Source organism: Streptomyces sp. NPDC020731 (assembly GCF_044334705.1).
Taxonomy (GTDB): domain Bacteria; phylum Actinomycetota; class Actinomycetes; order Streptomycetales; family Streptomycetaceae; genus Streptomyces.
The window spans coordinates 68,747-88,145 of the sequence record NZ_JBIRTN010000012.1 but is presented as its reverse complement, the minus strand read 5'-3'; the positions used below and the strand labels follow the sequence as shown (position 1 = coordinate 88,145).

15 protein-coding genes, 1 tRNA gene and 1 pseudogene are annotated in these 19,399 nt (G+C 69.8%); 15 read left to right on the top strand and 2 right to left on the bottom strand.

The window, feature by feature from the left end; translation table 11 throughout:
• Positions 1–241 precede the first annotated feature (241 nt).
• The 9 genes and pseudogenes from ACH4VX_RS19930 to glmS all read left to right on the top strand — a co-directional run bounded on the left by ACH4VX_RS19930 (position 242) and on the right by glmS (position 10,633).
• The gene (locus ACH4VX_RS19930) at positions 242–1,291 is read left to right on the top strand and encodes an ABC transporter substrate-binding protein (protein WP_398368719.1); all 1,050 of its coding nucleotides are present in this window, start codon (positions 242–244) and stop codon (positions 1,289–1,291) included.
• Between the two features lie 38 nt (positions 1,292–1,329).
• Positions 1,330–2,233 (top strand): annotated as a pseudogene (locus ACH4VX_RS19925) (siderophore-interacting protein).
• Positions 2,234–2,389: 156 nt separating this feature from the next.
• On the top strand, positions 2,390–3,847 hold the full coding sequence (desA, locus tag ACH4VX_RS19920) for a lysine decarboxylase DesA (RefSeq protein WP_398368718.1): 1,458 nt from the start codon (positions 2,390–2,392) through the stop codon (positions 3,845–3,847).
• Complete coding sequence (locus ACH4VX_RS19915) at positions 3,831–5,123, top strand: lysine N(6)-hydroxylase/L-ornithine N(5)-oxygenase family protein (RefSeq protein WP_398368717.1); 1,293 nt, start codon at positions 3,831–3,833, stop codon at positions 5,121–5,123. The genes desA and ACH4VX_RS19915 overlap by 17 nt, the downstream gene beginning before the upstream one ends.
• On the top strand, positions 5,120–5,668 hold the full coding sequence (locus tag ACH4VX_RS19910) for a GNAT family N-acetyltransferase (protein ID WP_398368716.1): 549 nt from the start codon (positions 5,120–5,122) through the stop codon (positions 5,666–5,668). Before ACH4VX_RS19915 ends, ACH4VX_RS19910 begins: the two co-directional genes overlap by 4 nt.
• Positions 5,665–7,437, top strand: a complete 1,773-nt coding sequence (locus ACH4VX_RS19905; RefSeq protein ID WP_398368715.1) for an IucA/IucC family protein — start codon at positions 5,665–5,667, stop codon at positions 7,435–7,437. The genes ACH4VX_RS19910 and ACH4VX_RS19905 overlap by 4 nt, the downstream gene beginning before the upstream one ends.
• 139 nt (positions 7,438–7,576) lie before the next feature.
• The gene (locus ACH4VX_RS19900; protein WP_398368714.1) at positions 7,577–8,461 is read left to right on the top strand and encodes a DUF4429 domain-containing protein; all 885 of its coding nucleotides are present in this window, start codon (positions 7,577–7,579) and stop codon (positions 8,459–8,461) included.
• A gap of 84 nt (positions 8,462–8,545) precedes the next feature.
• Entirely contained in the window at positions 8,546–8,803 is a 258-nt protein-coding gene (locus ACH4VX_RS19895) for a hypothetical protein (RefSeq protein ID WP_030217181.1), read from the top strand.
• Positions 8,804–8,815: 12 nt separating this feature from the next.
• Positions 8,816–10,633, top strand: coding sequence for a glutamine--fructose-6-phosphate transaminase (isomerizing) (gene glmS, locus ACH4VX_RS19890; RefSeq protein WP_398368713.1), 1,818 nt, complete (start codon positions 8,816–8,818; stop codon positions 10,631–10,633).
• Between the two features lie 233 nt (positions 10,634–10,866).
• Here the strand turns inward: glmS and ACH4VX_RS19885 are convergent, their stop codons facing one another.
• Positions 10,867–11,394, bottom strand: a complete 528-nt coding sequence (locus tag ACH4VX_RS19885; protein WP_383344950.1) for a universal stress protein — start codon at positions 11,392–11,394, stop codon at positions 10,867–10,869.
• Between the two features lie 822 nt (positions 11,395–12,216).
• On the opposite strand from ACH4VX_RS19885, the gene ACH4VX_RS19880 reads away from it, so the two are divergent.
• The 3 genes from ACH4VX_RS19880 (at position 12,217) to ACH4VX_RS19870 (ending at position 14,404) form a co-directional block, all read left to right on the top strand.
• Complete coding sequence (locus ACH4VX_RS19880) at positions 12,217–13,425, top strand: GlxA family transcriptional regulator (protein WP_398368712.1); 1,209 nt, start codon at positions 12,217–12,219, stop codon at positions 13,423–13,425.
• Positions 13,426–13,609: 184 nt separating this feature from the next.
• On the top strand, positions 13,610–14,212 hold the full coding sequence (gene orn, locus ACH4VX_RS19875; protein WP_398368711.1) for an oligoribonuclease: 603 nt from the start codon (positions 13,610–13,612) through the stop codon (positions 14,210–14,212).
• A 119-nt stretch (positions 14,213–14,331) separates the two neighbouring features.
• A tRNA-His gene (locus tag ACH4VX_RS19870) sits at positions 14,332–14,404 on the top strand.
• Positions 14,405–14,656: 252 nt separating this feature from the next.
• Here ACH4VX_RS19870 and ACH4VX_RS19865 read toward each other — a convergent pair.
• The gene (locus tag ACH4VX_RS19865; RefSeq protein ID WP_398368710.1) at positions 14,657–15,712 is read right to left on the bottom strand and encodes a LacI family DNA-binding transcriptional regulator; all 1,056 of its coding nucleotides are present in this window, start codon (positions 15,710–15,712) and stop codon (positions 14,657–14,659) included.
• Between the two features lie 343 nt (positions 15,713–16,055).
• On the opposite strand from ACH4VX_RS19865, the gene ACH4VX_RS19860 reads away from it, so the two are divergent.
• Genes ACH4VX_RS19860 through ACH4VX_RS19850 form a run of 3 tightly spaced genes read left to right on the top strand, consistent with a single transcriptional unit; the run spans position 16,056 to position 19,351 of the window.
• A complete protein-coding gene (locus tag ACH4VX_RS19860) occupies positions 16,056–17,414 on the top strand; it encodes an ABC transporter substrate-binding protein (protein WP_398368709.1) in 1,359 nt (452 codons plus the stop codon).
• Between the two features lie 5 nt (positions 17,415–17,419).
• Positions 17,420–18,433: a carbohydrate ABC transporter permease gene (locus ACH4VX_RS19855; RefSeq protein ID WP_398368895.1), complete on the top strand. Its 1,014-nt coding sequence runs from the start codon at positions 17,420–17,422 to the stop codon at positions 18,431–18,433.
• Between the two features lie 12 nt (positions 18,434–18,445).
• Positions 18,446–19,351 (top strand): carbohydrate ABC transporter permease, encoded by a 906-nt coding sequence (locus ACH4VX_RS19850; RefSeq protein WP_398368708.1) that lies wholly within the window; start codon positions 18,446–18,448, stop codon positions 19,349–19,351.
• Positions 19,352–19,399: the final 48 nt, after the last annotated feature.

The window sequence follows — 19,399 nt, the reverse complement described above, 5'->3', positions numbered from 1 at the left end:
CGCTCCGGGACGGCCACGAGGTGGTGCCGGTGATGCGGTACGGCGCCGGTCGCCAGGCGGACACCGGCGAACAGCGGGAACGGGGTGCCGGGTTCTCCGGCGAGGCGGGAGGATCATCTTCCGTCCGGCGGGATCGCGACCCGCGTCACGAGGAGGGCCACCTTCGACGAACTCTTGAGGTTAGGCTAACCTAATCACGTTTCAGGCCATCGGCCCCGCACGCACGAAAGCAGACCCGCCCATGTCGAACGCCAGTACCGCCCGCTTCTCCCGTCGGGGACTGCTCGCCGCCGGTGGCGCCCTTGGACTCGGTGCCGTGCTCACCGCCTGCGGGGACGACGACGCGAAGAGCGGCGGCTCGGACGCGACGGGGTCCGGCGACGCCAAGTCCGGTCCGTGGTCCTTCAAGGACGACCGCGGCACCACCGTGAAGCTCGACAGGGTCCCGACGAAGATCGTGGCGTTCACCGGTGTCGCCGCCGCGCTGTACGACTACGGCGTCGAGGTGAAGGGCGTCTTCGGGCCGACGAAGACGACGGACGGCAAGGCCGACGTCCAGGCCGGCGACATGGACGTCAGCAAGCTGACAATCTTCGGCAACAAGTTCGACAGCTTCAACGTCGAGCAGTACGCGGCCTTCGGGCCCGAGGTGCTCATCAGCACGACGTTCGACGACGCCGGGACGCTCTGGTACGTACCCGAGGCATCCAAGGACAAGATCGCCAAGCTCGCCCCGAGCGTGGCCGTCTCCGTCTACGACCTCCAGCTGCCCGAGCCGCTGCGGCGCATGGCCGAGCTGGCCGAATCGCTGGGCGCCGACATGAAGGCCGCGAAGGTCGTCGAGGCGAAGAAGAAGTTCGAGGCCGCCGCCGAGCGGCTGCGCAAGGCCGCGAAGGCCCGGCCGGAGATCAGGGTGCTGGCCGGTTCCGCGGCGCAGGACGTCTTCTACGTCTCCGGCTCCAACTTCTCCATCGACCTGGAGTACTTCAAGTCCCTCGGCGTGAACCTGGTGGAGCCCCCGGAGGAGGCCAAGAAGGCGACCGGCGGCTGGTTCGAGACGCTGAGCTGGGAGAACGTCGACAAGTACCCGGCCGACGTCATCATCATGGACGACCGCGCCTCGACCATCCAGCCCGCCGACATCACCGAGGCGACCTGGAAGAAGCTCCCCGCGGTCAAGGCCGGCCAGGTCATCGCCCGCTCGCCCGAGCCGATCCTGTCCTACGACAAGTGCACGCCGCTGCTCGACAACCTCGCCGAGGCCATCGAGAAGGCCGAGAAGGTCGGCTGACCACGCCCGCCGGAAACCCTCCCTCCCCGGAGCCGCACGTGACCACCGCCGTGGCCGCCCCGTTCCGTTTCCTCGCCCTCCAGGTCGTGACGGCGAGGCGGCTCGGCCCGTCCCTGGTCCGGGTCACCTTCGCGGGCCCCGATCCGCGGGACTTCCGCTCCGACGGGCGTGACCGGTCCCTGTCGCTGTCCCTGCCGCATCCGGGGCAGAGCGAGCCGGTCGTGCCGGTCGAGCCGGGACGGGGGTCCCCCCGCTCGAGCGAAGTCGGGAGTGGGGGAGGCTGGTGGCAGGACCGGCACGAACTCCCCGACGGCGTGCGGGCCGTGATGCGCTCGTACACGCTCCGGGAGCTGCGCGCGGACACCGGGAGGCACACCACCGAGGCCGGCATCGACTTCGTGCCGCACGGCGTCACCGAGGAGGCCGGCGCGTCCGCCGAGGCGGGCCCGGCCTCCCGCCGGGCCGCCCGCGCCGGCACCGGTGACCGGGTACTGCTGCCCGGCCCCGCGATCGCCGACGACCGCGCGATCCGCCTCCGCCCGCCAAAGGACACCGACCTCGTCCTCCTCCGGGCCGACGAGACCGCCCTGCCCGCCACCGCCGCCGTCCTCAAGGCCCTGCCGGCCGGCACCCGTACCCGGGTCCGGCCGGAGGTGCCGCACCCCGGGGACGTCCAGGACCCGGTGACCGACGCCGACGCCGAGGTCACGTGGTTCGTCGGGGACGCGCACGACCAGGGAGCCCCCACGGCCCCGGACGCCCTCCGCACCGCCGAACTCCCGCCCGCCGAGCGGCCGTACGTACGGATCGCCGGGGAGGCGGATTGTGCGGCGGCTGCGGCGGCACTTCACGGGTGAGCGGGGGATCGACCGCGGGCGGGTGACGTTCGCGGGCTGCCGACGACGCGGGCCGGCCGAGGAGCGGTTGCGCGAACGGGGGTAGCGCAAAACGGATTTGACCCCGATTACACCTGGTGCAGGAGTGACAACAGTCACGGCCGAGGCAGGTTTAAGTCCGAAAAAGTTAGGTTAGGCTCACCTAAGTTTTTCACCACCGGCCCTTTCCCGCACCGGATCGTCCCCACCGGAGGACCCCCACATGCGCTCGCACCTGCTCAACGACACCACCGCGGAGCACTACCGCCGCTCCGTGACCGAAGGAGTCGAGCGGGTGGCGGCCAAACTCGCCACCACCGACCGGCCGTTCACCGGCGTCACCGTCGACGCGCTCTCCCCCCGCATCGACGGCATCGACCTCGACCGGCCGCTGTACGACACCACCGCCGTACTGGACGAACTGGAGGACGTCTACCTCCGGGACGCCGTCTACTTCCACCACCCCCGCTACCTCGCCCACCTCAACTGCCCGGTCGTCATCCCGGCCGTGCTCGGCGAGGCGGTGCTCTCCGCCGTCAACTCCTCCCTGGACACCTGGGACCAGTCGGCCGGCGGCACCCTCATCGAGCGGAAGATCATCGACTGGACGGCGGGCCGCATCGGCCTCGGCCCGGCCGCCGACGGCGTGTTCACCTCCGGCGGCACCCAGTCCAACCTCCAGGCACTGCTGCTGGCCCGCGAGGAGGCCAAGCCGGGGCGGGAAGGAGGGGCCGACCTGGCCGCACTGCGGATCTTCGCCTCCGAGGCCAGTCACTTCAGCGTGAAGAAGTCCGCGAAACTGCTCGGTCTCGGACCCGACGCCGTGGTGGCGATACCCGTCGACCACGACAAGCGCATGCAGACCGTCGCCCTCGCCCGCGAGCTGGAGCGCTGCGCCGAGGCGGGCCTGGTCCCCATGGCCGTCGTCGCCACCGCCGGCACCACCGACTTCGGCTCCATCGACCCGCTGCCGGAGATCGCCGAACTGTGCGCGCAGTACGGCACCTGGATGCACGTCGACGCCGCCTACGGCTGCGGCCTGCTCGCCTCGCTGAAGTACCGGGACCGCGTCGACGGCATCGAGCGCGCCGACTCCGTCACCGTCGACTACCACAAGTCCTTCTTCCAGCCGGTCAGTTCGTCGGCCGTGCTGGTGCGCGACGCGGCCACGCTGCGGCACGCCACGTACCACGCCGAGTACCTCAACCCGCGCCGCATGGTGCAGGAACGTATCCCCAACCAGGTGGACAAGTCCCTGCAGACCACCCGCCGCTTCGACGCGCTCAAGCTGTGGATGACGCTGCGCGTGATGGGCGCCGACGGCATCGGGCAGCTCTTCGACGAGGTGTGCGACCTGGCCGCCGAGGGCTGGAAACTGCTGGCCACCGATCCCCGCTTCGACGTCGTGGTCGAGCCGAGCCTGTCCACCCTGGTCTTCCGCTTCATCCCGGCCGCCGTCACCGACCCCGCCGAGATCGACCGGGCCAACCTGTACGCCCGCAAGGCCCTGTTCGCCTCCGGTGACGCGGTGGTCGCGGGCACCAAGGTGGCGGGGCGCCACTACCTGAAGTTCACCCTGCTGAACCCCGAGACCACGACGTCCGACATCACCACCGTCCTCGATCTGATCGCCGGCCACGCCGAGCAGTACCTGGGAGAGTCCCTTGACCGCGCTTCCTGACACCACGAACACGACCCACGACTTCGTGGGGATCGGACTGGGCCCCTTCAACCTCGGCCTCGCCTGCCTCACCGAGCCCATCGGCGAACTGAACGGCGTCTTCCTGGAGTCCAAGCCCGACTTCGCGTGGCACGCCGGGATGTTCCTCGACGGCGCCCACCTGCAGACCCCGTTCATGTCGGACCTGGTCACCCTGGCCGATCCGACGTCCCCGTACTCCTTCCTCAACTACCTGAAGGAGAAGGGCCGGCTGTACTCGTTCTACATACGCGAGAACTTCTACCCGCTGCGGGTCGAGTACGACGACTACTGCCGCTGGGCCGCCGGCAAGCTGAGCAGCATCCGCTTCGGCACGACGGTCACCGAGGTGACGTACGACGAGAGCGACGAGCTGTACGCCGTGGCGACGGCGGCCGGTGAGACGTACCGCGCCCGGCACCTGGTGCTCGGCACCGGGACCGTGCCGTTCGTCCCTCAGCCGTGCCGCGGCCTCGACGGCGACCTCTTCCACAACGCGCGGTACATGCAGCGCAAGGCGGAGCTGCTGAAGAAGGAGTCGGTCACGGTCGTCGGCAGCGGACAGAGCGCCGCCGAGATCTACTACGAGCTGCTCTCCGAGATCGACGTCCACGGCTACCGGCTGAACTGGGTCACCCGCTCCCCGCGGTTCTTCCCGCTGGAGTACACCAAGCTGACCCTGGAGATGACCTCCCCCGACTACATCGACTACTTCCGCGCGCTGCCCGAGGAGACCCGCTACCGGCTGGAGAAGCAGCAGAAGGGCCTGTTCAAGGGCATCAACTCGGAGCTGATCGACGCCATCTTCGACCTGCTGTACCAGAAGAACGTCGAGAGCGGCGACCGCGGCGTCCCCACCCGGCTGCTCACCAACTCCTCGCTCACCACCGCCCGGTACGAGGACGGCGGCTACACGCTCGGCTTCCACCAGGACGAGCAGGACAAGGACTTCGAGATCCGCACCGAGGGCCTGGTGCTGGCCACCGGCTACCACTACGAGCCGCCGGCCTTCCTCGACCCGGTCCGCGAGCGGATCCGCTTCGACGGCCACGGCCGCTTCGACGTGAGCCGCGACTACGCCATCGACGTCACCGGCCACGGCATCTTCCTGCAGAACGCCGGCGTCCACACGCACAGCGTCACCAGCCCCGACCTGGGAATGGGCCCGTACCGGAACGCGACCATCATCCGCGAACTGCTCGGCACCGAGTACTACCCCGTCGAGAAGACCATCGCGTTCCAGGAGTTCGCCGTATGAGCAGGACGAGCATCGGTACGTTCACCGTCCGCCCCCTGGACCCGCTGAAGGACGCCGGGCTGCTGCACCGCTGGGTCACCGACCCCAAGGCGGCCTTCTGGATGATGCAGGACGCGCGGCTCCAGGACGTCGAGCGTGAGTACATGCGGATCGCCGCCCACGAGCACCACCACGCCTACCTGGGCCTGCACGACGGCGAACCGGCCTTCCTGATGGAGAAGTACGACCCGCGGTACGTCGAACTCGTCGGCCTGTACGACCCCGAGCCCGGCGATGTCGGCATGCACTTCCTGGTCGCCCCCACCGACCGGCCGGTCCACGGCTTCACCCGGGCCGTCATCACCGCCGTGATGGAGGAGCTGTTCGCCGACCCGGACACCCGGCGGGTCGTGGTCGAGCCGGACGTGACCAACAAGGCCGTGCACGCGCTGAACGAGGCCGTCGGCTTCGCACCCGTACGTGAGATCGACAAGCCGGAGAAGCGCGCGCTGCTGAGCTTCTGCACGCGCGCACAGTTCGAGGCCGCCCGAGGAGTATCCGCATGACCCTGTCCGACGCCGTGGCGCATCTGTCCCCCCACCGCTGGGCGCGGGCCAACCGCCTGCTGATCCGCAAGGCGCTCGCCGAGTTCGCGCACGAGCGGCTCATCACGCCGGAGGCCACCGGCGACGGCGGGTACGTCGTCCGCAGCGACGACGGTCTGACCCGGTACGCCTTCACGGCGAAGCTCCGCGCGCTGGACCACTGGGTGATCGACGCAGCCTCGATCACCCGTCACCGCGACGACACCGAACTCCCGCTCGCGGCACTCGACTTCTTCATCGAGCTGCAGAAGTCGCTGGGCCTGAGCGAGGAGATCCTGCCGGTGTACCTGGAGGAGATCTCCTCCACCCTCTCCGGCACCTGCTACAAGCTCACCAAGCCGCAGGTCCCGGTCGCCGAGCTGGTCGACGCCGGCTTCCAGGCCATCGAGACCGGGATGACCGAGGGCCACCCCTGCTTCGTCGCCAACAACGGGCGGCTCGGCTTCGGCGTCCACGAGTACCTGTCGTACGCGCCGGAGACCGCGAACCCGGTCCGGCTGGTGTGGCTGGCCGCGCACCGCTCACGGGCCGCGTTCACGGCGGGGGCGGGGATCGCGTACGAGTCGTTCATCCGGCAGGAGCTGGGTGAGGAGACCGTCGAGGGCTTCCACGGCGTCCTGCGCGACCAGGACCTCGACCCCGAGGACTACCTCCTCGTCCCCGTCCACCCCTGGCAGTGGTGGAACAAGCTGTCCGTCACCTTCGCCGCCGAGGTGGCGCGCGGGCACCTGGTCTGCCTGGGCGAGGGCGACGACGAGTACCTGGCCCAGCAGTCCATCCGTACCTTCTTCAACACCTCGCACCCCGAGAAGCACTATGTGAAGACGGCCCTGTCCGTCCTCAACATGGGCTTCATGCGCGGACTGTCCGCCGCCTACATGGAGGCGACCCCGGCGATCAACGACTGGCTGGCCCGGATCATCGACAACGATCCGGTGCTGCGGGCCACCGGGCTGTCGATCATCCGCGAGCGGGCCGCCGTGGGCTACCGGCACCTGGAGTACGAGCAGGCCACGGACCGCTACTCACCGTACCGGAAGATGCTGGCCGCGCTGTGGCGGGAGAGCCCGGTGCCCTCCCTCGAGGACGGCGAGTCGCTCGCCACCATGGCCTCGCTGGTCCACGTCGACCACGAGGGGAAGTCCTTCGCGGGCGCGCTGATCGAACGGTCGGGGCTCGCTCCGGCCGAGTGGCTGCGGCACTACCTGCGGGCGTACTACGTCCCGCTGCTGCACAGCTTCTACGCCTACGACCTGGTGTACATGCCGCACGGCGAGAACGTGATCCTCGTGCTGGAGGACGGGGTGGTGCGGCGGGCGGTCTACAAGGACATCGCCGAGGAGATCGCGGTGATGGACCCGGACGCGGTGCTGCCGCCGGAGGTGTCCCGCATCCGGGTGGAGGTCCCGGACGACACGAAGCTCCTGTCGATCTTCACGGACGTCTTCGACTGCTTCTTCCGCTTCCTCGCGGCGGACCTCGCCGAGGAGGGCGTCCTGGACGAGGACGCCTTCTGGGGCACGGTCGCGGACATCACCCGCGAGTACCAGGCCTCGGTCCCCGAACTCGCCGACAAGTTCACCCGGTACGACATGTTCGCCCCCGAGTTCGCCCTCTCCTGCCTCAACCGCCTCCAGCTCCGCGACAACAAGCAGATGGTGGACCTCACGGACCCGTCCGGCGCGCTCCAGCTGGTGGGCACCCTGAAGAACCCCCTCGCGGGGCGCTGACCCACCAACGGACGGGCACCCCGGAGTACGGTCCTTGGGGGTGCCCGTCGGCACGGACACCCTTGAACTCCGCGGCTCCGCAAGGGAAGCCGGACGGGTGCGGACCGCCCTCCCGCAGATCCGGTGGAACAATCCCCCCATGGCGGAAATCATCCAGAAGGACGGCACCTGGACCTTCGACGGGGACGCCCTGCGGCTGACTCCCGGGCGGGACAAGAACGTCGGACTGCTCCGCAGGACCCTGGGTGAACTGGTGCTGCCGCTGACGGCGTTGGCGGGCATCTCGCTGGAGCAGGGCAAGAGGACGGGACGGCTCAGGCTGCGGCTGCGCGACGGCGCCGACCCCCTGCTGCACGCGACCGGCGGCCGGCTCACCGAGCCGCACGACCCCTACCAGCTGATCGTCGACTCCGACCGCTACGGCGTCGCCGAGTACTTCACGGAGGAGGTCCGCACCGCCCTGCTGCTGGACCGGATCCCCGCCGACCCGGTGACCGGGTATCTGCTGCCCGGTCCGTCCGTGCCGCTGTCCGTCTCCGCCGGGGACGGCACGGTGAGTTTCGACGGCGAGCGCATCCGGCTGGAGTGGAACTGGAAGGCGGAGGACGCCAAGGCCGCCGGCGGCACCCGCACCCTGGCGATGGCGGACCTGACCGGCGTGGAGTGGCAGCCGGCGGTCGGACTGGAGAACGGCCACCTCCGCTTCTCCGTGCGGCACTCCCCCACCAAGGCGCCCGCCAAGTACGACCCCAACGCGGTGGAGCTGTGGGGCTTCAAGAAGGACCCGTTGATGGCGCTCGTCGCCGCCGCCGTCCAGGCCCGTCTGCCGCACCCGGCCGCACCCGTCGACGAGCCCCCGCGGGAGCTCGCGGCCGCCCGGCCGCAGGCGGCCCCCGCCCCGGCCGAGGACGACCACGACGCCCTGCTGCGCCGGCTGCGGGAGCTGGGCGAGCTGCACCGGTCCGGGGTGCTGACGGACGAGGAGTTCACCCTCGCCAAGCAGGCGATCCTCAAGCGCATGTAGCCGAGCCTGAGCACCGCCGGTGAGTCCTGCCCGGAATCGGGCACGATTCTTGCGAAACCGCGGCCGGTACCTCAGGATCATCGGGTGCACGACGAACTCGTTGATCATCTGACGCGGTCCACGCCCCTCAGCCGGGGCGAGGCGCTGCGCGTGGTCCAGGACGTGCTCGCCTACTTCGACGAGACGACCGAGGAGTACGTCCGTCGCCGCCACCGCGAGCTCCAGGCCCAGGGCCTGGTGAACGCGACGATCTTCGAACGGATCGAGGCGGACCTCAGATACCGCGCGGTGGCCCCGCCCGAGCTCTCGCTCCGGCAACTGCGCCGCATCGTCTACGGCTAGGAACATACTCATATGTGCGGAATCGTCGGATACATCGGCAGGCGTGAGGTCGCTCCCCTGCTGCTCGAGGGCCTGCAGCGCCTGGAGTACCGCGGCTACGACTCGGCGGGCATCGCCGTCACGTCGCCGAAGGCGTCCGGCCTGAAGATGGTCAAGGCCAAGGGCCGGGTGCGCGACCTGGAGGCCAAGGTTCCGGCGCGCTTCAAGGGCACCACCGGCATCGCCCACACCCGCTGGGCCACCCACGGCGCCCCCTCCGACGTGAACGCCCACCCGCACCTGGACGCCGAGGGCAAGGTCGCCGTCGTCCACAACGGCATCATCGACAACGCCTCCGACCTGCGCCGCAAGCTGGAGGCGGACGGGGTCGAGTTCCTCTCCGAGACGGACACCGAGGTCCTCGTCCACCTCGTCGCCCGCTCGACGGCCGAGAAGCTGGAGGACAAGGTCCGCGAGACCGTGCGCCTCATCGAGGGAACGTACGGCATCGCCGTTCTGCACGCCGACTTCCCGGACCGCATCGTGGTGGCCCGCAACGGCTCGCCGGTCGTGCTCGGCATCGGCGAGAAGGAGATGTTCGTCGCCTCGGACATCGCCGCGCTGGTCGCCCACACCCGCCAGATCGTGACGCTGGACGACGGCGAGATGGCGACGCTGAAGGCCGACGACTTCCGCACCTACACCACCGAGGGCACCCGTACGACCGCCGAGCCGACCACCGTGGAGTGGGAGGCGGCGTCGTACGACATGGGTGGCCACGACACCTACATGCACAAGGAGATCCACGAGCAGGCCGAGGCCGTGGACCGCGTGCTGCGCGGCCGGATCGACGACCGCTTCTCCACCGTGCACCTGGGCGGCCTCAACCTGGACGCCCGCGAGGCGCGCCGGATCCGCCGGGTGAAGATCCTGGGCTGCGGCACCTCGTACCACGCCGGCATGATCGGCGCGCAGATGATCGAGGAGCTGGCCCGGATCCCCGCCGACGCCGAGCCGGCCTCCGAGTTCCGCTACCGCAACGCGGTCGTGGACCCCGACACCCTGTACGTCGCGGTCTCGCAGTCCGGTGAGACGTACGACGTGCTGGCGGCCGTGCAGGAGCTGAAGCGCAAGGGCGCGCGGGTGCTGGGCGTGGTCAACGTCGTCGGCTCCGCGATCGCCCGCGAGGCGGACGGCGGCGTCTACGTCCACGCCGGGCCCGAGGTCTGCGTGGTGTCCACCAAGTGCTTCACCAACACCACGGTCGCCTTCGCCCTGCTCGCCCTGCACCTGGGCCGCACCCGGGACCTGTCGGTGCGTGACGGCAAGCGGATCATCGAGGGCCTGCGCAGGCTCCCGGCCCAGATCTCCGAGATCATGGAGCAGGAGGAGGAGATCAAGAAGCTGGCCCTGGAGTACGCCGAGGCCCGCTCGATGCTCTTCATCGGCCGCGTGAGGGGCTACCCGGTGGCCCGTGAGGCCTCCCTGAAGCTCAAGGAGGTCTCCTACATCCACGCCGAGGCGTACCCGGCCTCCGAGCTGAAGCACGGCCCGCTGGCCCTGATCGAGCCGGCCCTCCCCACGGTCGCGATCGTCCCGGACGACGACCTGCTGGAGAAGAACCGCGCGGCCATGGAGGAGATCAAGGCCCGCAGCGGCCGGATCGTGGCGGTCGCCCACCAGGCCCAGGAGAAGGCCGACCACACGATCCTCGTCCCCAAGAACGAGGACGAACTCGACCCCATCCTCATGGGCATCCCCCTCCAACTCCTCGCCTACCACACGGCCTTGGCCCTCGGCAGGGACATCGACAAGCCGCGCAACCTGGCGAAGTCGGTCACGGTCGAGTAGGACACCTCGCAGAAGCGAACCGCTGCGCTGCCCCGGTCCCCGGTGCAGCGCAGCACCCGTCCCGGGCCGAACACGGCCCCCGCGAACACGAACCGCCCCACCCTCCGCCACCCCGGCCGGCCCGACACCCCAGGGGCGCGGGGAACCGCGCGACCAGCCCCCACGCACCCACACGGGCCGAAGCACAGCCACGGGCCCCACGTACCGCCACCCCGCACAGGGGCCCATGAGACTTACGGAATGACGACAACCGGCCGCTGCGCCCGCTTCGCCAGCCTCCCGGCGACGGACCCGAAAAGCCGCCCCACGAGACCGTGGGTGGAACCCACGACGATCGCGTCGGCGGCGTACTCCCGCCCCACCTCTTCGAGTTCATGGCAGATGTCCCCACCACGCTCGACGAGGATCCACGGCACCTCGGCCAGATAGTCCGCACAGGCGAGCTCGAGTCCGAGCACCTCCGTGCGGTGGTCGGGGACGTCCACGAAGACCGGCGGCTCGCACCCCGCCCACACCGTGGTGGGCAGCCGGTTGGCGACGTGGACGATGATCAGGCCCGAGCCGAAGCGCCGGGCCATGCCGATGGCGTAGGCGAGGGCCCGTTCACTGGAGGTGGAGCCGTCGAAGCCGACGACCACACCGTGCCGGAACGCGGGATCGCAGGGATGGCGTGGCTCCTCCGCCGCCAGGGGTTCGGCCGCCGTGGGATCGGCGACCGGCCGCTTGCGGTCCGCGGGTTCGAAGAATTCGTGACCGGCCATGGCTGTCTCGGGGTTGTGATCCTTTGTGGGGGACGACAGTGTGCGGCGGAGCTGTGTCCGGGAATTACCTTCCCAACCCCATACCCCCAAGGGTACGGCGGCACGCCTCCTAAGCCCAGATCCCGCGCATACCGGCAGGCGGGTTCCCCGGAGCATGCACGAGGGTCCGCCCGTCACGCAATGGTTGCTGCCCTGTACAGGTGGTTTGCACGGGATTCACCTGCCGGTGGGAGTGGGCCGTGCCGAGTGGTCCGCCGCGGCCCCGCGGTGACCGAAGGGCCGGCCGTGCGTTGAGTCCTGTGAGCCGCGCCACGGAGCCGCTTCGTGCCGGCTGCCCCCGGAAGGGCCGGAGCCCTTGCGGGGCCGGCGCGGGCGGGCCGGAACCGGGGTGCGGCGGGACCGGTGGCACGGTGGCGGGGAGACACCGGTCAACTGACCGGTTTCCGCACCTCCACCCGTATCTTTTCAGCCAACTTCTGGCTTGTGCGCATCCCCCGCCGCACATACCCCCCAACCCCCGTTCGACCTGCACGAAAAGGGTCCGACGGGCCCTGCGCACCCTACGTGGATTGGCCACTGCGACAAGGCGCACTTCCCCACACGGCCCACGAGTGCAACGCTTCGTGATCGAATGCTTCACGCCAAGTTGCCAAGTCGACAATGCACCGGGTGCCGAACCGGCCACCGGCGCGTGACGGGACGCAGTAGATTCGATCTTGATGTCTTACGGCGGGGGACTCGTGCAGGACCGAGGGGAAACGTGTTGGAGCGACAGACCCGAAGGATAGAGGGTGCCGCGACCACCGAGGGGGGCTTAGCAGTATGAGCCACGACTCCACCGCCGCGCCGGAGACGGCGGCCAGGAAACTCTCCGGGCGCCGCCGCAAGGAGATCGTCGCGGTGCTGCTGTTCAGCGGCGGCCCCATCTTCGAGAGTTCCATACCGCTGTCGGTGTTCGGGGTTGACCGCCAGGACGCCGGCGTACCGCGCTACCGCTTGCTCGTGAGCGGAGGCGAAGAGGGCCCGCTGCGGACGACGGGAGGCCTGGAACTCACCGCGCCGCATGGCCTGGAGGCGATATCCCGGGCGGGCACCGTCGTGGTGCCGGCCTGGCGTTCGATCACCTCGCCACCGCCGGAGGAGGCCCTGGACGCACTGCGCCGGGCCCATGAGGAGGGTGCCCGCATCGTCGGGCTGTGCACCGGCGCCTTCGTCCTCGCGGCGGCGGGCCTGCTGGACGGCCGTCCCGCGACCACACACTGGATGTACGCGCCGACGCTGGCGAAACGCTATCCGTCGGTGCACGTCGATCCACGGGAACTCTTCGTGGACGACGGCGACGTGCTGACGTCCGCGGGCACGGCGGCCGGAATCGATCTGTGCCTGCACATCGTGCGCACCGATCACGGCAACGAGGCGGCCGGCGCGCTGGCCCGCCGCCTGGTGGTGCCGCCGCGCCGCAGCGGAGGCCAGGAGCGCTACCTGGACAGGTCTTTACCGGAGGAGATCGGCGCCGACCCGCTCGCCGAGGTCGTCGCCTGGGCGCTGGAGCACCTCCACGAACAGTTCGACGTGGAGACGCTGGCGGCACGCGCGTACATGAGCCGTCGTACGTTCGACCGCCGCTTCCGCTCGCTGACCGGCAGCGCGCCGCTGCAGTGGCTGATCACGCAGCGGGTGCTCCAGGCGCAGCGCCTGCTGGAGACATCGGACTACTCGGTGGACGAGGTCGCCGGCCGCTGCGGCTTCCGCTCGCCGGTCGCGCTGCGCGGCCACTTCCGGCGCCAGCTGGGTTCGTCCCCGGCCGCCTACCGGTCCGCGTACCGCGCGCGGCGCCCGCAGGCCGACCGGAACCAGGACACCGAGGGCACCCCGGGCGCCCTCCCGTCCGGCCAGCAGGGACACCAGGCGCCGCCCGCCCTGCACCCGGACAACCCGCTCCCGCACCAGTCCCGCCGCACGGCGGCGGCCAGCGCCCTGGGTCCGTCCCTGACGGCCTCGGCCTTCCCGGGCCAGCGCAGCGCTCCGTGAGCCGACAGCGGTGAACGACGGGCGGAGGCCATGGCCTCCGCCCGTCGGCCCGTCGGGCCCGTGCCGACGGGGCCACGCCCGGCCCGAGCGGGGCCCGGGGCGGCAGCCCCTGTGACGTTCACACCCGCACCACGGGTACCGCCACCCGGTCCCGCGCGGCGCGGCGCCCCGTAAGGTTAGACACATGAACGATCGCATGGTGTGGATCGACTGCGAGATGACCGGCCTCTCGCTGTCGGACGACGCGCTCATCGAAGTGGCCGCCCTCGTCACCGACTCCGAACTGAACGTGCTCGGCGAGGGCGTGGACATCGTCATCCGCCCGCCGGAGCAGGCCCTGGAGACGATGCCGGAGGTGGTGCGGGAGATGCACACCGCGTCCGGACTGCTCGCCGAACTGGAGGGCGGCACGACGCTCGAGGAGGCCGAGCAGCGGGTCCTCGACTACGTGAGGGAACACGTCAAGGAGCCCGGCAAGGCCCCCCTGTGCGGCAACTCCGTCGGCACCGACCGCGGTTTCCTGCTGCGGGACATGCCGACCCTGGAGGACTACCTCCACTACCGCATCGTGGACGTGTCCAGCATCAAGGAGCTGGCCCGCCGCTGGTACCCGAGGGCGTACTACAACAGCCCCGAGAAGAGCGGCAACCACCGCGCCCTCGCCGACATCCGCGAGTCCATCGCGGAGCTGCGCTACTACCGCGAGGCCGTCTTCGTACCGCAGCCGGGGCCCGACTCGGACACCGCGAGGAAGATCGCCGCCAAACACGTACTGCCTGCCCGGTAGGGACACCGAGGGGTCCTGGGAGGCACTCGCGGAAAGCCGTGCGCGAGCACCCCTTCGGACCCTGTACACTTTTTCTCGGCCGGTCGGAGAAGTCACTGACCTCAACCGACAAGGCCATGGTGGGTGTAGCTCAGCTGGTAGAGCACCTGGTTGTGGTCCAGGAAGTCGCGGGTTCAAGTCCCGTCACTCACCCTCACCAGTCAGCCGGTGACCTTGTATCGAGGTCACCGGCTGAACTTGTTTCCGGCACCGGGATGTCAGCGGGCCGACCTGTGGTCGTCGGCGAACAGGCACAGGGCCGATGACCGGCACCGGGACCGCAGGGACCACGAGCGGGCCCCCGGCCCCCGGCGGTGGGAGCGCGGGGCACACCGCGTCGCCGTCGGCACCTTCCGCACCGGCGGGGCCCGAAGGCCCCGGACCCCGGCACGGAGCACCGAGGCGTCACGACGAGGCGCGGCCCACCAGCTCCGTCGCCAGCACCATCTGCCGACGCTCCAGCTCCCGGGACGCCGGCGGGCGGCGGTCGGCGACCTCGGCGAGGAGGAGGTCGATCATCGCGCGTCCCATCTCCTCTATCGGCTGGCGCACGCTGGTCAGCGGCGGGTCCATGTGGCGGGCGATGGCGGAGTCGTCGTAGCCGACCAGGGCCACGTCGTCGGGGATGCGGCGGCCCGCGTCGCGCAGGGCGTGCCGGGCGCCGGCCGCGGTGACGTCCGAGGCGGCGAAGACGGCGTCCAGGTCGGGGCGGCGTTCCAGCAGGGCCGCCATCGCGCGCCGGCCGCCGTCCTCGGAGAAGTCACCCGGTTCGATCAGCAGGTCGTCCGTCTCGTGGCCCGCCTCGCGCAGGGCGTCGCGGTAGCCGTCGATGCGCCGCTGGGCGCCGTACACGTCGAGGCGGCCGGTGATGTGGGCTATGGTGCGCCGGCCCCGGCCGATGAGGTGTTCGACGGCCTGGCGGGCGCCGCCGTAGTTGTCCGAGTCCACGGAGGTGAGTGTTTCGGCGGCCGAGCGGGGGCCGCTGATCACGGCCGGGATCTCCAGCTGGGACAGCATGTCGGGCAGCGGGTCGTCGGCGTGCACCGAGACCAGCAGCACCCCGTCCACCCGGTGGGCGGCGAGGTACTCGGCGAGCCGCTGCCGTTCCCGGTCGCTGCCCGCGAAGATCAGCAGCAGTTGCATCGGGGAGTCGGAGAGCGCCGCGCCGACACCCCGGAGCATGTCGGAGAAGTACGGCTCGGCGAAGAACCGGGTCTCCGGCTCGGGCACGACGAGGGCGATGGCGTCCGTGCGGTTGGCGGCCAGGGCGCGGGCGGCCGTGTTCGGGACGTAACCGAGCTCGGAGACCGCGGCTTCCACGGCGGCGCGTGTGGCGTCGCTCACCCGGGGCGAACCGTTGATCACCCGGGAGACCGTGCCGCGGCCGACACCGGCGCGCGCGGCCACCTCTTCGAGGGTGGGCCGGCCGCCGCTCCGGCCCCGCGCTCCGTGGCTTGCCATCGGCTCCGCCTTCCGTCGTATGTCACGCTGGCCTGGAATGTAACAGCCCCGTCGGTGACGGTGGCCACCGCCGGGAGCGACTCCGGCGGACTCCGGGTTTCCGGGGGCGGATGTCCGGCGTCAAGTTAACAGGCAGATAACTGAAGGCACTTTGCCGCGTCTGTTCCCTTGACACCCCCGCCCGGACCCGCGACTCTTCAACACATCACTTGTGGGAGCGCTCCCACGGTACCTGACACATACACAACCCGCACGTTCCCCGCCCGAGCCGCAACGCGCAAGATACGGGTCCAACAAAGCCGTTGGCCGGGGGGTCGGCACGTCAGGGCAACAGGAGGACGCAATGCGAGCACGTACCCTCCCCCTCTCCCGTCAGCGGTCGGGTGGGGGGAAGCCCATCACCCGCAAGGCGCTGGCCGTCGCGGCGGCGGTGGCGCTGAGCACCGGGCTGCTGGCCGGCTGTGCCGACGACGGCAGTGACGGCGGTTCCGGATCCTCGTCCGACAGCGAGGGCAAGACCAAGATCACGCTTGGTCTGTTCGGCACCATGGGCTTCCAGGAGGCCGGTCTCTACGCCGAGTACGAGAAGCTGAACCCGGACATCAAGATCGAGCAGACCGTCGTCGAGCGGAACGAGAACTACTACCCCGCTCTGCTGAACCACCTCACCACCAACAGCGGTCTGATGGACGTCCAGGCCATCGAGGTCGCCAACATCGCCGAGGTCGTCGGCACCCAGGCGGACAAGTTCGCGGACATGTCCAAGGCCGAGGGCGTGAAGAAGGACGGCTGGCTGCCCTGGAAGTGGGAGCAGGCCACCACCAAGGACGGCCAGACCATCGGTCTCGGCACCGACGTCGGCCCGATGGCCATCTGTTACCGCAAGGACCTCTTCGAGAAGGCCGGCCTGCCGACCGACCGCGAGGAGGTCGGCAAGCTGTGGGCCGGTGACTGGAACAAGTTCATCGAGACCGGTGAGAAGTACAAGAAGGGCGCCGGCAAGGACTCCTTCTTCATGGACTCCCCCGGCGGCCTGCTCAACGCCGTCCTCAGCAGCGAGGAGGAGAAGTTCTACGACGCCTCCGGCGAGGTCATCTACAAGACCAACCCGGCCGTCAAGGACGCCTTCAACCTGACCGCCGAGGCCGCCGAGAAGGGCCTGGTCCAGTCGCAGACGCAGTTCCAGCCGGCCTGGGACACGACCATCGCCAACAGCAAGTTCGCCACCGTCGCCTGCCCGCCGTGGATGCTCGGCACCATCAAGGGCAAGGCCAAGCCGGACGCCGCGGGCAAGTGGGACGTGGCCGTGGCGCCCAAGTCCGGCAACTGGGGCGGCTCCTTCCTCGGCGTGCCGAAGAGCGGCAAGAACGTCGAGGAGGCGCAGAAGCTGGTGGCCTGGCTGACCGCGCCCGAGCAGCAGGCGAAGCTGTTCAAGGTGCAGGGCAGCTTCCCGAGCGCCCCGGCCGCGTACGACAGCCCCGAGGTGACCGGCGCGAAGAACGAGATGACCGGTGACTCCCCGATCGGCGAGATCTTCTCCGAGGCCGCCAAGCAGATCCCGGTCCAGGTCATCGGCCCGAAGGACCAGATCATCCAGCAGGGCCTGACGGACAACGGCGTCATCCTGGTGACCAAGGGCAAGTCCGCCGAAGAGGCCTGGGAGACGGCCACCAAGACCATCGACAACAGCCTGGACAAGTGACCCACATGGCCACCCGCCACGACACCGCCGCGCTCCCCGTCAAGGGGGGCGCGGCCCCGGGCCGTCCGCCCGGGGGCTCCGCGCCCGCGGACAAGGAACAACGACGCCGGGCCAAGCTGTCCCGGCGCTGGCAGCGCGACATGCGCTGGAGCCCGTACGCGTTCGTCTCGCCGTTCTTCCTGCTGTTCATCGCCTTCGGCCTGTTCCCGCTGATCTACACGGGCTGGGCCTCGCTGCACCAGGTGGAGCTGACCGCCCCGACCGACATGAGCTGGGTCGGGCTGAAGAACTACACCCGGATCTTCGACGACGAGTTCTTCTGGAACGCCGCGCAGAACACCCTGACCATCGGCATCATCGCGACCGTTCCGCAGTTGCTGATCGCGATGGGCATCGCCCACATCCTCAACTACAAGCTGCGGGCCTCGACCTTCTACCGGGTCGCGATGCTCGCGCCGTACGCCACCTCGATCGCCTCCGCCTCCCTGGTCTTCGTACTGCTCTTCGGCTACGACTACGGCATGATCAACTGGGGTCTCGACCTCATCGGGATCGACCCGGTCGACTGGCAGGGCGACAAGTGGCCCTCGCAGTTCGCCGTCTCGGCGATCATCATCTGGCGCTGGACCGGCTACAACGCGCTGATCTACCTGGCCGCGATGCAGGCGATCCCGCAGGACCTGTACGAGTCGGCGGCGCTGGACGGCGCCAGCCGCTGGAAGCAGTTCATCCACGTGACGCTGCCCTCGCTGCGTCCGACGATCCTGTTCACGGTGGTGGTCTCCACCATCGGCGCCAGCCAGGTCTTCGGAGAGCCGCTGCTGTTCGACGCCAACAAGGGCGCGTCCGGCGGCGCCGAGCACCAGTTCCAGACGCTCGGCCTGTACCTGTACGAGCAGGGCTGGGTGAACCAGCACCTGGGCCGCGCCTCGGCGATCGCCTGGACGATGTTCGCGATCCTGATCGTCATCGGCATCATCAACCAGCTCATCTCGCGCCGGCTGCGCGCCAGTAGTTAAGGAGTTGTGGCCGTGACGACGACTGTGACGCCCCCCGAGACCACCCCCGCCAAGGAGTCCAGGCGCCCGCGCCTGCCGAAGTCCGCGCGGGCCGGCGGAACGCTGCACGGCGGCCCGATCGCGTACGCGATCCTGATCGTGTTCACGCTCGTGTCGCTGTTCCCGCTGGCGTGGACCGCGATCGCCGCCTCCCGGGACAACCAGCGGCTGGCGGAGAACCCGCCGCCGCTCTGGTTCGGTTCCAACCTGTTCAAGAACCTGGAGATCGCCTGGAAGGACGCCAACCTCGGTGAGGCCTTCCTCAACACCACGATCGTGGCGGGCATCTCGGCGGTGACCATCGTCGTGCTGTCGACGATCGCCGGGTTCGCCTTCGCCAAGCTGCGCTTCAAGGGCCGCAACGCGCTGATGCTGATCGTGATCGGCACGATGATGGTGCCGCCGCAGCTCAGCATCATCCCGCTGTACATGATGGTCGCCAAGCTCGACTGGTCCGACCAGCTGCAGGCGGTCATCTTCCCGTCCCTGGTGAGCGCGTTCGGTGTGTTCTTCATGCGGCAGTACCTGCTCCAGGCGCTGCCGGACGAGGTCATCGAGGCGGCCAGGGTGGACGGCGCGAGCAGCTGGCGCGTGATCTGGCACGTGGTGTTCCCGGCCGCGCGGCCGGCGATGGCCGTGCTGGGCATGCTGATGTTCGTGCAGACCTGGAACGACTTCCTGTGGCCGTTCCTGGTGCTGACCCAGACCGGCAACCCGACCGTGCAGGTGGCGGTCGCGGGCCTCGGCCGCGGGTACACCCCGGACCAGTCCCTGATCATGGCGGGTGCGCTGCTGGGTACGCTGCCCCTGCTGCTGGTCTTCACGATCTTCGGCAAGCAGATCGTGGGCGGCATCATGCAGGGCGCCGTCAAGGGCTGACGCCCGCTTCGCCTTCGTACCCCTGGGGGCCGGGTCACCGCCGCCTCG